16 protein-coding genes are annotated in these 12,375 nt (G+C 57.3%); 6 read left to right on the forward strand and 10 right to left on the reverse strand.

Annotated elements, in window-relative coordinates; all coding sequences use genetic code 11:
- Positions 1–14 precede the first annotated feature (14 nt).
- From PVT67_RS02840 to PVT67_RS02855, 4 genes are all read right to left on the reverse strand, one after another.
- Positions 15–266 (reverse strand): hypothetical protein, encoded by a 252-nt coding sequence (locus PVT67_RS02840; RefSeq protein ID WP_301497602.1) that lies wholly within the window; start codon positions 264–266, stop codon positions 15–17.
- Positions 267–381: 115 nt separating this feature from the next.
- Positions 382–561 carry a hypothetical protein gene (locus PVT67_RS02845; RefSeq protein WP_301497605.1) on the reverse strand — a complete coding sequence of 60 codons (180 nt, stop codon included), beginning with the start codon at positions 559–561 and terminating at the stop codon, positions 382–384.
- Positions 562–635: 74 nt separating this feature from the next.
- The gene (gene dbpA, locus PVT67_RS02850) at positions 636–2,018 is read right to left on the reverse strand and encodes an ATP-dependent RNA helicase DbpA (RefSeq protein ID WP_301497607.1); all 1,383 of its coding nucleotides are present in this window, start codon (positions 2,016–2,018) and stop codon (positions 636–638) included.
- A 108-nt stretch (positions 2,019–2,126) separates the two neighbouring features.
- Positions 2,127–2,543 carry a GFA family protein gene (locus tag PVT67_RS02855; RefSeq protein WP_301497609.1) on the reverse strand — a complete coding sequence of 139 codons (417 nt, stop codon included), beginning with the start codon at positions 2,541–2,543 and terminating at the stop codon, positions 2,127–2,129.
- Between the two features lie 14 nt (positions 2,544–2,557).
- Here PVT67_RS02855 and PVT67_RS02860 point away from each other — a divergent pair, with 14 nt between their 5' ends.
- A complete protein-coding gene (locus tag PVT67_RS02860; protein WP_301497611.1) occupies positions 2,558–3,190 on the forward strand; it encodes a thioredoxin domain-containing protein in 633 nt (210 codons plus the stop codon).
- Between the two features lie 204 nt (positions 3,191–3,394).
- Here PVT67_RS02860 and PVT67_RS02865 read toward each other — a convergent pair whose 3' ends face one another.
- Entirely contained in the window at positions 3,395–3,895 is a 501-nt protein-coding gene (locus PVT67_RS02865; RefSeq protein ID WP_301497613.1) for a YgjP-like metallopeptidase domain-containing protein, read from the reverse strand.
- Positions 3,896–4,135: 240 nt separating this feature from the next.
- Between PVT67_RS02865 and PVT67_RS02870 the strand changes: the two genes are divergently transcribed.
- Positions 4,136–5,464 (forward strand): YHYH protein, encoded by a 1,329-nt coding sequence (locus PVT67_RS02870; RefSeq protein ID WP_301497616.1) that lies wholly within the window; start codon positions 4,136–4,138, stop codon positions 5,462–5,464.
- A gap of 384 nt (positions 5,465–5,848) precedes the next feature.
- Here PVT67_RS02870 and PVT67_RS02875 read toward each other — a convergent pair whose 3' ends face one another.
- Positions 5,849–6,202 (reverse strand): hypothetical protein, encoded by a 354-nt coding sequence (locus tag PVT67_RS02875; RefSeq protein WP_301497618.1) that lies wholly within the window; start codon positions 6,200–6,202, stop codon positions 5,849–5,851.
- 397 nt (positions 6,203–6,599) lie between these two features.
- On the opposite strand from PVT67_RS02875, the gene PVT67_RS02880 reads away from it, so the two are divergent.
- The 3 genes from PVT67_RS02880 (at position 6,600) to PVT67_RS02890 (ending at position 8,220) form a co-directional block, all read left to right on the forward strand.
- Positions 6,600–6,932 (forward strand): hypothetical protein, encoded by a 333-nt coding sequence (locus PVT67_RS02880; protein WP_301497619.1) that lies wholly within the window; start codon positions 6,600–6,602, stop codon positions 6,930–6,932.
- A gap of 321 nt (positions 6,933–7,253) precedes the next feature.
- Complete coding sequence (locus PVT67_RS02885) at positions 7,254–7,796, forward strand: hypothetical protein (protein WP_301497620.1); 543 nt, start codon at positions 7,254–7,256, stop codon at positions 7,794–7,796.
- A 79-nt stretch (positions 7,797–7,875) separates the two neighbouring features.
- On the forward strand, positions 7,876–8,220 hold the full coding sequence (locus tag PVT67_RS02890; RefSeq protein ID WP_301497621.1) for a hypothetical protein: 345 nt from the start codon (positions 7,876–7,878) through the stop codon (positions 8,218–8,220).
- A 40-nt stretch (positions 8,221–8,260) separates the two neighbouring features.
- On the opposite strand, the gene PVT67_RS02895 is transcribed toward PVT67_RS02890, so the two are convergent.
- Both PVT67_RS02895 and PVT67_RS02900 read right to left on the reverse strand, forming a co-directional pair.
- Positions 8,261–8,710: a lysozyme inhibitor LprI family protein gene (locus tag PVT67_RS02895; RefSeq protein ID WP_301497623.1), complete on the reverse strand. Its 450-nt coding sequence runs from the start codon at positions 8,708–8,710 to the stop codon at positions 8,261–8,263.
- Positions 8,704–9,471, reverse strand: coding sequence for a glycoside hydrolase family protein (locus tag PVT67_RS02900; RefSeq protein WP_301497625.1), 768 nt, complete (start codon positions 9,469–9,471; stop codon positions 8,704–8,706). Before PVT67_RS02900 ends, PVT67_RS02895 begins: the two co-directional genes overlap by 7 nt.
- Before the next feature lie 301 nt (positions 9,472–9,772).
- On the opposite strand from PVT67_RS02900, the gene PVT67_RS02905 reads away from it, so the two are divergent.
- A complete protein-coding gene (locus PVT67_RS02905; RefSeq protein WP_301497626.1) occupies positions 9,773–10,135 on the forward strand; it encodes a hypothetical protein in 363 nt (120 codons plus the stop codon).
- Positions 10,136–10,867: 732 nt separating this feature from the next.
- On the opposite strand, the gene PVT67_RS02910 is transcribed toward PVT67_RS02905, so the two are convergent.
- Positions 10,868–11,566, reverse strand: a complete 699-nt coding sequence (locus PVT67_RS02910) for a hypothetical protein (protein ID WP_301497628.1) — start codon at positions 11,564–11,566, stop codon at positions 10,868–10,870.
- 24 nt (positions 11,567–11,590) lie between these two features.
- Positions 11,591–12,154 (reverse strand): hypothetical protein, encoded by a 564-nt coding sequence (locus PVT67_RS02915; protein ID WP_301497630.1) that lies wholly within the window; start codon positions 12,152–12,154, stop codon positions 11,591–11,593.
- Positions 12,155–12,375: the final 221 nt, after the last annotated feature.

The following is a 12,375-nucleotide window of genomic DNA, read 5'->3' on the forward strand; positions in this document are numbered from 1 at the left end:
CAGGGCGCCTTTTCTTATGGCTGGCTCTTCTTCGGCAGCTGGGGTGGCACTATGCCGTCTTCCGGGGGATATATGACCATCTCCAGCTTGGGTTCGGGGCAGGGCACGGCGGCCGGGTCCGTGCCCCTGGCGGTGGGCTTGGAAGAAGGCTGTACCGGGGTGCAGTTGTCGGTGGCGGGGCCCAGGCCCTGGTTGGCGCTCTCGGGCATTTCGGCGCAGCCGGCCAGCGCCAGGGCGGCCAGGGCCAGTAGCACTTTGTCTTTCATCGATCTTTCCCTAATCAGCCTGGAAGGACTCCGACCTTAATGGCAGCCCACAGGGCAGGTCAACAGCCGAGGGCGCCGGCCGGGCATGAAAAAGCGGCGCTAGCGCCGCTCTTTTTCAGGCCTGGGTGTCGATGTTATTGCCCAGCGGCCCCTGGGGTTTGGCGGTGCTGACTTGGACGCCGTCGTCCTTGTCGCCGTCGCCGTCCGGTTTGTTGCCTTCCACCTGATCCCTGGCCTGGCTGGCCTGGACGGCCGCCTGCTGGGCCAGGATGGAGCTTGCTGAGTTGACGTTCATAAGGCTTACCCATTGCTCTTTGGCACCGGCATTGGTGCCAGCCGTAAGTGTGGTACAGCCTGCTTAAAAAAGTCTTACCTCAACAAGCGGGCCCGGAAGTTGCGGCCCTTGATGCCCTGGCCCAGCTGCTTGAGGGCCCGCTGCGCCGCTTCCTTGCTGACGGCCACGAAGGCCCAGTCTTCGGCGATCTGGATCTTGCCCACCTGGTTGCCTTCCAGGCCACCCTTGGCGGTGAGGGCGCCGAGGATGTCGCCGGGGCGCAGCTTCTGGCGCTTGCCGGCGTCGATCTGCAAGGTGCTCATCACCGCCTGGTAGGGCGCCTGGAGTAGCAGGGATTGGGGCGGCAGGGGGTTTTCTTCAACCCGCAGCTGGAGGTATTCCTCCAACGCCAGCAGCCGCTGGCCGTCCTTGGGGCTGAACAAGGTGCAGGCCAGGCCCTTGCTGCCGGCGCGGCCGGTACGGCCGATGCGGTGCACATGCACTTCGGGGTCATGGGCTAGCTGGTAGTTCACCACCAGGTCCAGGGCGTCGATGTCCAGGCCCCTGGCCGCCACGTCCGTGGCCACCAGCACTGTGGTGCTGCGGTTGGCGAAGCTGACCAGCGTCTGGTCGCGGTCCTTCTGCTCCAGGTCGCCGTGCAAGGCCAGGGCGCTGAAGCCCTTGGCCGCCAGGCTGTCGGCCAGGTCCTGGGTTTCGCGCTTGGTGTTGCAGAACACCACCGCCGATTCCGGCTGGTACTGTTGCAGCAGCAGTTGCACCGCCTGGCGGCGCTGGGCGTCGTCGGCCACCAGATGGAAACGCTGGGCTATGCTGGCCTGGCTGTGGCCGCCTTCGACGGTCACCCGCACCGGGTCCACCAGGATGCGCCTGGCCACCGCTTCGATCTGGTCGGGGAAGGTGGCGGAGAACAGCAAGGTCTGGCGGTTACCTGGGGCGCGCTGGATGATGCCGTCGATGACGTCCTGGAAGCCCATGTCGAGCATGCGGTCCGCCTCGTCCAGCACCAGGCAGTTGAGGTGGTCGAGGCGCATCGTGCCCCTGTCCAGGTGGTCCGCCACCCGGCCCGGGGTGCCCACTATGATATGGGCGCCGTGTTCCAGGGAGCCGACCTGGGGCCCGAAGGGCATGCCGCCGCAGAGCGTCAACACCTTGATGTTGTGGACGGCGCGGGCCAGCTTGCGGATCTCGGTGGCCACCTGGTCGGCCAGCTCCCGGGTGGGGCAGAGCACCAGGGCCTGGATGCGGAATTTCTTCACTTCCAGGCGGTGCAGCAGGCCGAGGCCGAAGGCGGCTGTCTTGCCGGAGCCGGTCTTGCCCTGGGCTATGACGTCCTTGCCGGCCAGCATCAACGGCAGGCTCTGGGCCTGGATGGGGGTCATGCTGTGGTAGCCGAGGCTGGCGAGGTTGGCCACCAGGGCGTCGCCCAGGGGCAAGGTGGAGAAGGCGGTCTGGCTCAAGGGAAGATCCTACTGCTGCTGAAGGGGCCCCGGCGGGGAGCGCGAATAATATACAGCTTTGCGCCTTTGTCAAAGGAACTGGGCCCAGAACGGGCCCAAGTCGCCAATTCAGATCAAGGTGGCGCCGTCGAAGTGCCGGATGGCCAGGGCCCTGGGATCGAGGCCCTCGATACAGCCGAGATTGAGCCTGACGTGCCCCGGCTTCTGCACCAGCTCGTGAAAGACGTAGATGCCGCAGTGGCGGCAAAACCAGTTGCTTATCACAAGGTCGTTCCATTGGTAGCAGTGCAGGGCCTCCTGGCCTTGCAGCAGCTGGAAGGCGTCAGGGCCGAAATAGGGCTCGGACATGATGGCGTTGCGGCGGATGCACAGGGAGCAGTTGCACTGCAGGGCCTGGCTGATGGGGGCGCAATAGAGGGAAAAGCGCACGGCGCCGCAATGGCAGCGGCCCTGGTACTGGGTTGTCATCCTGGTCTCCTGGCTCTTGCCCCTGGGGGCGGCTTTGGGCAGCATAGGCTTTTTCATCAAGGGATTTCACCATGAAACTCAAGCTCTTGCTGGCTGGCTTCCTGCTGGCCCTGTGCGGCCAGGCCTTTTCGGCCAGCCAAGGTTTCAGCGAAGGCAAGGATTACAAGACCCTGGCCGAGCCCATAGTGGTCAAGGGTAAGCAGCCTTTTCTCATCGAGTACTTCTGGCTGGGCTGCCCCCACTGCCAGGCCCTCAATCCCCTGATGATGGACTTCGAAAAGGCCCATCCCGGCACCCGCGTCATCCACAGGCCCGCCATAGGGGGGCCGCGCTGGGTCTGGGACGCCCACGTCTTCTACGCCCTGATGGAAACGGGCCACGGCAGCCTGTTCAACGACTTCCTCGACTTCTACAAGGCCAAGCGCCTGGCGGACAAGAAGCTGCCGGATCTCGACGACATCAAGGACTACCTGGACAAGCACGGCGTCGACAGCCAGGCCTTCGTCAAGGCCATGGACAGCGACGCCACCATGGCCAAGCTGGAGCGGGACCTCAAGGACGAAGAGACCATAGGGGTGCACCTGGTGCCGACCATTGTAGTGGCGGGCAAGTACCTGGTGCTGGCGCCCCACGAAGGCAAAGAGGACCAGGCCAAGCGCTACTTTGCCCTGATCGACTACCTGCTGGCCAAAGCCAGCTCCTGAAAAAAAAGGCGCCCTTGGGCGCCTTTTTCAATCCTGGCTATTTAGCAGCGCCAGCTGTAGCCGGTCATTCCTTGTCACCCAGCTCCCGCCACGTCAGCCAGGGCCGGCTATTTGGCAGCGCCAGCTGTGGCCGGTTATTCCTTGTCACCCAGCTCCCGCCACGTCAGCCAGAGTCGGCTATTTGGCAGCTCCAGCTGTGGCCGGTTATTCCTTATCACCCAGCTCCCGCCACGTCAGCCAGAGTCGGGTGTCCAGCTCCAGCTGGTGGTAGGCGGGCTCTATGTGGCAGCACAGCTGGTAGAAGCGCTTGTTGTGGTCCTTCTCCTGGAAGTGGGCCAGCTCGTGGGCCAGGATCATGCGCAGGAACTCCGGCGGCCCTTCGCGGAACAGCGCCGCTATGGTCAGGCTGTTCTTCATCTTCAGCTTGGCCCCCTGCACCTGTGCCTTGTAGCTGTGCAGCCCCAATGTGTGCTTGACCGGGCTCAGCTTGGCGTCATAACGGGCCGACGCCAGGGGCGGGGCATTGCGCATGTGCCGTTCCTTGAGGCTCTTGGCCTCCTGGAACAAGGCCTTGTCACTCTGGATTGGGTGGCGGTGGGGGTATTTGTTGTCGAGATAGGCCCCCAGCCGGCCGCTGGCGATGAGATCGCGCACCTGGGCCAGGATATGTTCGGGGTAGCCGCTGAGATATTTGAGGTCCTGCATGGCGCCATTGTAAGGGCTGGCGGCGGCCAAGGGGAGGGGAAAGAAGGGGCGGTTGCCCGCCCCTTTGTCTTTAGAAGTTGACCCAGGTGGAGCTGGCTTCCTCTGACTCGGTTGACGGTGCGGTGTCAGGGAGATGAAGGCGCTACTGGCCGGGCCAGACATAGCTTTACCTTGCCTTTACGTTGCTTTGCCGCCCCTTGGTTATAAAGAGGCAGTCAAAGTGGAAAAAAGGAGAAGAAGATGGACAACAAGGCCCTTGCCTGCCTGCTGCTGCCTTTGCTGCTGGCCGGCTGCGGCGGTGGCGGCGGCTCGGACAGCGCCGTTGCCAGCCCTGATCCCGGTCCCAACCAGGCCCCCGTCGCCGATGCCGGCAGCGACCAGAGCCTGACCACAGGCGCCACGGCCCAGCTTTCCGGCGCCGCCAGCCATGACCCGGACGGTGACGCCCTGAGCTACCACTGGCAGCTGAGCCAGAAGCCGGCCGGCAGCACCGCGACCCTGGCCGGGGCCGGCAGCGTCAGCGCCAGCTTCGTGGCCGACCTGGCCGGGGACTACCAGCTGACCCTGGTGGTGAGCGACGGCCAGCTGGATTCGAGCCCCGACGAGGTGCTGGTCACGGCCAGCAGCCCGGCCTCGGGCCCCGTGGATCTGACCAATGCCATACTCACCAGCAGGGACGCCGACTGCGCCAGCTATGCCGGCAGCTATACGGCCCATGTCCAGGACTTCCACCGCAGCCTGGACTTCACGGCCAGCCTGACCATCAGCGCCGACGCCGACAAATGCCACTTCGCCACCAACGTCATCCCCAACCACGACTTCGACGACGGCGACCGCGCCTTCGCCAACAACGTCAGCGCCCAGGACGACCAGTATGCGGTGCCCAGGCACCCGGCCTTCGCCGCCAGCACCACGGCCCTGACGCTGGAGACCACCAACGCCATGCTGCTCAACGGCGCCGTCGTCGACCTGCTGCCGGCGGCCTGCTGGGGCGTGGGGGACGGCAAGATAGGCTGCAACGACGACGCCACCCCCTGGCGCTACGACCCCGACAACCCCCTGGCCGACTTCGGCACCGACAGCCACCACGCCCACGCCCAGCCCAACGGCACCTACCACTACCACGGCGATCCCAGGGCCCTCTACGGCGAGGCGGGGGACGCCCCATCGCCCCTGATCGGCTTCGCCGCCGACGGCTTCCCCGTCTTCGGCCCCTATATCGAGAAGAACGGCCAGATAGTGGCGGTGCGCTCCAGCTACCAGCTCAAGGCCGGCACCAGGCCAGGCGGCAGCGAGGGTCCGGGCGGCAGCTATGACGGCACCTACCGCGACGACTACGAATATGTGGCCGGCGCCGGGGACCTGGACGAATGCAACGGCATGACGGTGGACGGCCAGTACGGCTACTACATCAGCCAGGGCTTCCCCTACGTGATGAACTGCTTCAAGGGCACCCCCGACAGCTCCTTCACCAAGACGGGCGCCGCCCTCGCCAACCGCCTGCACGGCCACGGGCTCGGCTACGGCCAGCAGCATGTCGCCGGCCTCAACGACGACGATGACCACTGAATGCCAAGGCCCCAAAAGGGGCCTTTTCTTTGGCCTGCGGCCGGCAGGATATTGCTCGAGAGTTCGCAGAATTATTAAACGGCTTTCTATCTAAAATTCATCAGCTTTTTTTCTCCCTAGTGACACCTCGATATATGCCATCGAATATCACAAGGAACGCAAAGCCAATAAGGCTTACCTCTAACCTTGAAGGAGGACTTATTAAAAAGTAGATCAAAGTGGATGAACAAGATGTTGCAAAGATGCTGAGCAGTAAAACGCGATCAAACCAGCTTCGTGGGGACCGTCTAAATTTTCCCTCAGCATAACTTTTGGGTAGCTCTTTTAGAGCTACCCATATAATGAAAAAACCTGCTGCTGAAATAAGGATGCTGATAAACAAGGTTAGATCTCTGAATAGGCAAGTAAGCCACGAGCAAGGAGTTCCTTTTTGGCCTGCTCAGAGCTGTACTTAGCCATGATATTGATTCCTGATATTACTACCAATGCTGCCAATGAGGCTCTTCCCAGTGCTGCCGGGCTTAGTCCAAGTTTCCCTGCTACCGCCGAAAGGAGATCCGACTTGATAACGGCATTAGCCGTCTCCGCCAGGGAATGTTTGAGCGCCCCAGCTAGGCCTAGTCTGGATACCGAGTAAGTGGCGAGTGCGACGTTTGCAACGTTGATATCAGCAAAGGAAAGTGGATTAAACTGTCCTGTTGCTGATTCTACTTTACTGTTGAAGCTAAAAAATTCCATCAGCTCGTCATTAGACAGACTCCACATATACCAATAAGGTGAACACTTAAATCAGCAAGTAACCCCATCAATCTAGATTGCAACGGGCTTCCTTTCAGTTCAAGTATGCTTCTGTTAACAGAGGGCCTTTCCAAGCGAGGTAGATGACGATATAGGGCTATGCCGGTAAGTATAGGCGCATAAGTGTCTATAGAAGATGAAATGATTTTCTTATACGAGCCCAGCCCCATCAGGTCCGCTAGCGCTAGGACGGGTGTGTTCTTTAAATCTGTTGTAACGTATCTGTCGGTGGCTTATTTGAGATTATTCATAGCACTATCCTTGTTGCTAAGGTGAGGTTAGATGGTAAACTATCAAAATAAAGTGTGATGTCAAACAATGTTCAAGGATTGATTCAATGTTAGCTCTTGTTTATTTAGCTTTGGGCATTGGTGATGCTATTGATGATAGATATGCCTCGACCTACCTTCATTTGAATTTGTGTGTCAATGTCGAAGCCGAAGTGAGAAAGGACGTAGAAAGGTCTGATAAGTACTTGCTCTTGGCGTCGAAAATGAAGGGTGAGGTGATGAAAAAGCCAGGCTTAAAAGATTATTTCTATAACTCCTTCGATAGAGCGATTGAAAAATATCAGGAACGGGGAATAAAGAGCATGGACGATCCACTGCTTTCCAGAGAGGGCTGCGAGCAATTGGCCAAAGATGCTGAAGAGTTAATGTCATCGCTATAGGATTCTATTTTATATCCAAGTGGTCAACATCGAGATCTGGCGAGAATAGTTACAGCGGTGGCCATAATTCCCACGACAGTTTCCATTTTCGTAGGAGAGGCTGTTGGTTTTTTCTAGTGTAATAGATAATTGTTATGGCGTTACGCCATCTCTTATAGCCAAGTTGAATGACTATGAAGCTGGAAAGAAACGAGACATTGGAAAGAAAATAGAGTATATGGTTGATTCTTTCGCGAAAGCTGTTAGGAAGGAGCTTTCTTGGGCTATTTCTTGTTATATAAATGGATTCTTGTCTAGACTGAATAATGGAGTGCTTTTACGATGAGTAAAGGCCTGAAGTTGATATTTTCGTCGATTGCTTTGTTCATAGCTTTCTCCATCTTGCTTGCCTTTTGTTTATGGTATTCTTTTTATGATAGTGCTTACGTCAACTCACTTTTGGAAAAAAAGGCATCGTTGATTGTTATTGACAGTACCACAGGTTATTGTGTGGCAGCGTTCCTACTATTCGCGCCGGGTTTGATCTTTGTTCCCGGAAATGCTTATTTCAAGCTGAAAGGTCGAGACGATGGAAAAACTGCAAATGCTTTAAATAAGCTTATGGTATTCGCATGTTTATTATCTCTGTCATCTCTTTTCTGGGGGCCTTGGGGGGTGACTCATTATTGGGAAGTACGAGCTCAAAAGGCCGGATACCAGCGCTGCCCATCCATGACGTTGCTTGTGAACCGCCTCCACTACACTGCGTGGGCCAAAGATATTTACTATTGTGACGACCCTGACGTCGTAAGAATATTGACGCGCGGCAGTCACCAAGAGATTGATGAAGCCAATCAATATATAGAGAAGCAAGCTAGGCAATAGGCCGTTTCTCGATTTACCCATATTGACCGTTCTTCCACCCATGAATTCAGGGGGAAGTGTCTTGGCAGGGGGCCGACTGGTGACGGATAACCAATTTATTTTTGCTTGCTCCCTGATGCTGGCCAGCTTGGCGCTGACGGGGATCTTCCATCTTCTCTACTGGCTGCTGACGGTGCGTAAGATAGACAGGGTGCTGGAAGAGCATGGCAACAGCCCGGCCAGCTTTGATATCCGCTGGGGCAGGGTGGGGCTCTATATGTGGGCCGGCTTCTGGCCGGCCCATTTCGCAAAGGCAGGGCGCAGGGAGAGGCTTTTCGACCCCCGCTACCTGCAGGGCAAAGTGACGGCCTTCGACAAGGCGCTGATGGTGCTGCAGCTGCTGTTCTTCACTCTCTTCCTGGTGGTGCTGGGGATACTTTGGTGAGGTTGCTGCGGGCATGAAAAAGGGCCATCAGGCCCATTTTTCAGTAATTTTTGAGGTAGTAGAGCAGGGTCTTTACCCTTTCCTTGATGATAGAGGCCTTGTAGCCCCCTCTTGATAGCAGGTAGGAGCTGCCGAAGTTGGCCCTGTTCCAGTTCTGGTCCACGAAGGCGAATTCGGCATCCCGGTATTTAATCCAAGCCAGTTGCGACTTCTTCAATTTCTCTTTTTCTTCGCTTCCCAGGTGTGGGATCAGTTCCTTGTAGGCGTCGTTGAGTTCTTCATCCAAGAACGCCAGGTACCGACTATAGTACTGGGCCATCTCCCTGTTGCCGGTGAGGTTTTGGCCCTGCTCTTCATACTGAGCCACCTTTTCCTGGAACTGGCCAAGGTAGTCTGGGCTGTCGGGGTTATCTATGGCGCAGGCGTTCAGTGAAAATACCAGTACGACTGACGACAATAGGGTAACTAAGCCCTTGTTGCGGGTTACCATCTCTCATATTTCCCTTGTGAATAGATCTTCCATTCGGCATTACGCCTGTTGATAAGACCGTTGTTAACCTTACCCTGTGATTTGTTCCAGGATTTCCATGCCGCCTCCAGGCTGGGGTATGAAGTAACCGCCTTAGGATCGTTAATCAATTTCAACACCGAAGACTTACTGAAACTGTCGAGACCTATGTTAAAGGCCAGTATGACCATGGCGTCGAACTGGCTTTGGGTGAGGCTGCCTGTCACTTTTTGGTTCACCGCAAGGCTGTAAGGGGTCAGATCTCGCTGGAAGAGGGTTCCCGCTTCGACCTCTGTAATACCATTCTTGAACTTATCCCATTCAGCCTTTGCGATTAGATGACCATAACCTATGGTTGCGCCTTCGACCCAGGCTGTAATGTCGTTGCCAGTCTGGTCATCGTAGGGGCGCAGTGCCAGCTGTTCTATTCCCTTGAGCAAGGCCAGGGCCTGAGGGCTCGGTTGGAAATGCTTGCCTGAAGATGGCTTGGTGGCGTTGGCATTACCACCGGCAAGTTTGCTGGCGGTCCTGCCGTTAGGATCGATACGACCGTCGGGGCGGTGCATCTTGAGCTGGTCTCTCTGGAATTGCTCTATCCGTTGGATAGTCAGAGGCCCAATCAGACCGTCCTCCTTTAGCTTGCTTGCGGAGGACTTGTTCCAGGCATTAAGTGCATTTTGGACGGTTTTTACGTCCATTGGACGGTTGGCTCCACTGCGGCCAACTGATGCGGAGATCTTCATGATCAAACTTCCCTGTAGTTGTGGTACGTGGCCAGTTCGCCTACTGCTTACTCTTTAGGCTTGGGCTTAGCTGTGCATTATGGCGCATCAATAAAATACGTTACTGAACAGCCTGATGCTTTGGCTTCGCAGGATTCGCCATTTGATTGTGTGCCTTATTCTGGTTTAGAGATTGCCTAGCAAGATGGCTACAACAGGACTCCTGTCTCGTTGGGCCTTTTACTGCTGTCCACAAATAGATTGATTTGGCTGAGGAAACTTTGCTTTATTAGGAGTCCACCCAAGGACGGAGTAACGCAAAGTGCAACACCGCATCGCCACCAGTTGGCAAAAGCTGCCGCGCTGGCAGAAGCTGGTTCTCGGCCTCATCTTCCTGGTCGCCGCCATCATGCTCCCTGAGCTGGCTTACCTCGGCCAGCTCGGCGGCATGGATCTCTTGTTCCTGGCCTTCGCCGTGCAGCTGGGCCCGCTCTTGGCCACCCTCGCTACCAGGCTGGGGCCACGGCTTGAGGTACTGCGCCTGGCCTTGGGGCATTCCCAACTGGCGCGGCCCCCCGTCTATCTCGGCCATGTCGCCTGTTGCCTCTTCGCCACCTTCCTGACCGGTTCCTTGCTTTCCCTGGGGATCTTCCTGCCGGCCCTGATCATGGGGACTGCGGTTTGAGGCTTTACCTCTTGGTGCTCTGTGCCCTGGTTTCGTGGCCGTCGTTGGCGGCTGGGGTGGGTGGGGCCCAGGCGGTTATGGCATCGAAGGCGGACGCCATGACGGCGTCGCTGTTGGGGCAGTTGGAGAAGATGAATGCCAGCAGCGCTCAGGGGCCGTCTCTGCCAATGCTGTTGCCCCTGGACTTTAGGTTGTCCAACGATGACTGTGGTTGCCCATGCCTCAGAACACCCGAGCCGCCCCGCTATCCGGTTTCCTACACAGTCCAGTATCTGGGTCGCTTGGAGGAGTTCACGCCTTTGGAGGGGAAAACCCAGGTCAGTGAGATCTGGAGCGTTGGCAAGGCGGAGTAGCTTGTCCTGGTCAGTGGTTTTGTGCTGCTGGCGCTGGGTTCTTTTCGAGCACGGAGTGTTTCCATAGTTCTTTTGAAGCCGGTTCCCGCACCGGCGGGCGTCCCACTTTTGTTTCGGCAAAAGTGGTCAAAACCATCGCCCTGCGCTTCGCTCGATCCTCGCCTCAACCCGGCCACATAAGTCAGTCCTGCTGGTGAAGCCTTCCCTGGCGGCGCGTTCCGGCTCGGCCGTCCAAGGCCTCGCGCGAAGCAGCATGAAAGCAGTGCTTCCATGTGCAAGCTTCGCCCTGCCTCGTCTTCCGCTTTACCACGTTGCCCCTCGTAGCCTCTCCCGGCGGCTCGGCGCTGCGCTTAACGGGCACAAGAGCGGGTAGCTTCGTTCAGTTCACTTTGTTTTGGTTGGCGCAGGTCACTCTTTTCAGCATTCCACTCTTGGTTAGAACTTGGTAGCTGTCATGGTCGCCATGTATCAAGAGGTCACCAGTGGGCAGCAGGTGGCTATCAAGAGGGGGGCCAAGCAGGCTGAACAGTGGCGTTAGCAGGAAGTCCTTATCGAGTAGCCAGATATCGCCCTTATCAGAGCGTATGCCTGGGTCGCTGCTGGTCACGACAACGCCGAAAGGCATCTGATAGATATCGTCTACTCGCATCTCAGCCAGGCGCCTTGCTTGCCCTGTGTCACTTAGCCACATCAACTCTCCCCCCTTTTCCCCGAAATTGGCTCCAGTCAGCAGGATGTTGCCAAGACGCAAGGTCACGAAAGGGGTGACGCTGTAGTGCTCCAACTCCTTTACGGAATAATCGTAGGGAGGCATGTGGACTTGGGTGACTTGATAGCTGCCCGTTGCGGTATCTGTGATGTGAATTTCAACCCGCCTTATCCTGGCATCATCGCCGAACTTCGCCATAAAAGCGGTGTAACCGCTTTTGTCGTAGTGGAAATCAACTTTGGGCAGCTGATGTCTCTTGTTTGGCTCCATGCTGAGAGCCTGATTTGAGGCGCAGTCGATGGCCTCAAACAGCTCGGCATGGAGCGGGGTGCTGAGGGCGAGGGCCAGTATCGCTATTTTTTTCAGCATTTTATGACGTCCTTGTCTGGGGCCTTAGAACTGGCAGCTGGCGGCGGCTATTCGGCCTTCCGGGTGAGTACCAAACTCAGTACTTTGCTCTATGGCGACGGGCTTGTACTTGGCGGGGACCACCTTCTGATCGCCTGTGACGACGAAGAAATCGAAATCGAATTTCTTGTCATAGCCCCTTTCACGCTTGGGCTGGATATTGACCCTGTAGGTCTTGCCCTGCTCGGGTACGAACTTGAGGCCTGAGCTGTAGGTGTAGTTGTTCACCACATGGTTGAACAGCACATAGACTTCCTGGCCTTGCGGGATCTGGACGGATTTTTTCCAGTCAACCTTGGTCAGGTCGTCGCTGAACAGGTAGCCGTGCTTACGCTCGGCAAAGTCGGGGCAGGCTCCTTTCTCGGAAAAGAGATCCACGTGCATCTGGCGCACATAGAAGAGGGGCACTTCATGGTAATCGCGCATCCCTTCGGACATCAGTTCTAGTGTGGCGCCGTTGGCTATGGGGGTGGTCTTGGCGTAGTCCACGCGGTCCATGGCGCAGGCGCTCAGCAGCAGGCTGGCGAGGGGGAGAATTATTTTTTTCATTGTCGTTCCTTCAACTTCAAGGGTTTTGATGGCCGCCAAAAGACGGCGCCGTTCATGGTACCGAAGGGGCGGAGTGCTGGCCAGATTGCAAGGCGATTAGCATTCGCTCGCTAGGTATCCCTATCGACTCGGACCATCCATGGCCCTCGCCCTTCGGGTAATCGTCGCAAGCTCCGATATTCAAATTTGCTCCAGGCAAATTTGTCGCGTCAGCTAACGCT

This window comes from Gallaecimonas kandeliae (genome assembly GCF_030450055.1).
GTDB lineage: Bacteria > Pseudomonadota > Gammaproteobacteria > Enterobacterales > Gallaecimonadaceae > Gallaecimonas > Gallaecimonas kandeliae.

What these genes read in the sequence shown, in the direction of transcription:
- PVT67_RS02840 (WP_301497602.1), bottom strand. Translation starts at nt 266, where the DNA reads ATGAAAGACAAAGTGCTACTGGCCCTGGCCGCCCTGGCGCTGGCCGGC.
- PVT67_RS02845 (WP_301497605.1), bottom strand. Translation starts at nt 561, where the DNA reads ATGAACGTCAACTCAGCAAGCTCCATCCTGGCCCAGCAGGCGGCCGTC.
- PVT67_RS02855 (WP_301497609.1), bottom strand. Translation starts at nt 2,543, where the DNA reads ATGAAAAAGCCTATGCTGCCCAAAGCCGCCCCCAGGGGCAAGAGCCAG.
- PVT67_RS02860 (WP_301497611.1), top strand. Translation starts at nt 2,558, where the DNA reads ATGAAACTCAAGCTCTTGCTGGCTGGCTTCCTGCTGGCCCTGTGCGGC.
- PVT67_RS02865 (WP_301497613.1), bottom strand. Translation starts at nt 3,895, where the DNA reads ATGCAGGACCTCAAATATCTCAGCGGCTACCCCGAACATATCCTGGCC.
- PVT67_RS02870 (WP_301497616.1), top strand. Translation starts at nt 4,136, where the DNA reads ATGGACAACAAGGCCCTTGCCTGCCTGCTGCTGCCTTTGCTGCTGGCC.
- PVT67_RS02875 (WP_301497618.1), bottom strand. Translation starts at nt 6,202, where the DNA reads ATGGAATTTTTTAGCTTCAACAGTAAAGTAGAATCAGCAACAGGACAG.
- PVT67_RS02880 (WP_301497619.1), top strand. Translation starts at nt 6,600, where the DNA reads ATGTTAGCTCTTGTTTATTTAGCTTTGGGCATTGGTGATGCTATTGAT.
- PVT67_RS02885 (WP_301497620.1), top strand. Translation starts at nt 7,254, where the DNA reads ATGAGTAAAGGCCTGAAGTTGATATTTTCGTCGATTGCTTTGTTCATA.
- PVT67_RS02895 (WP_301497623.1), bottom strand. Translation starts at nt 8,710, where the DNA reads ATGGTAACCCGCAACAAGGGCTTAGTTACCCTATTGTCGTCAGTCGTA.
- PVT67_RS02900 (WP_301497625.1), bottom strand. Translation starts at nt 9,471, where the DNA reads ATGAAGATCTCCGCATCAGTTGGCCGCAGTGGAGCCAACCGTCCAATG.
- PVT67_RS02910 (WP_301497628.1), bottom strand. Translation starts at nt 11,566, where the DNA reads ATGCTGAAAAAAATAGCGATACTGGCCCTCGCCCTCAGCACCCCGCTC.
- PVT67_RS02915 (WP_301497630.1), bottom strand. Translation starts at nt 12,154, where the DNA reads ATGAAAAAAATAATTCTCCCCCTCGCCAGCCTGCTGCTGAGCGCCTGC.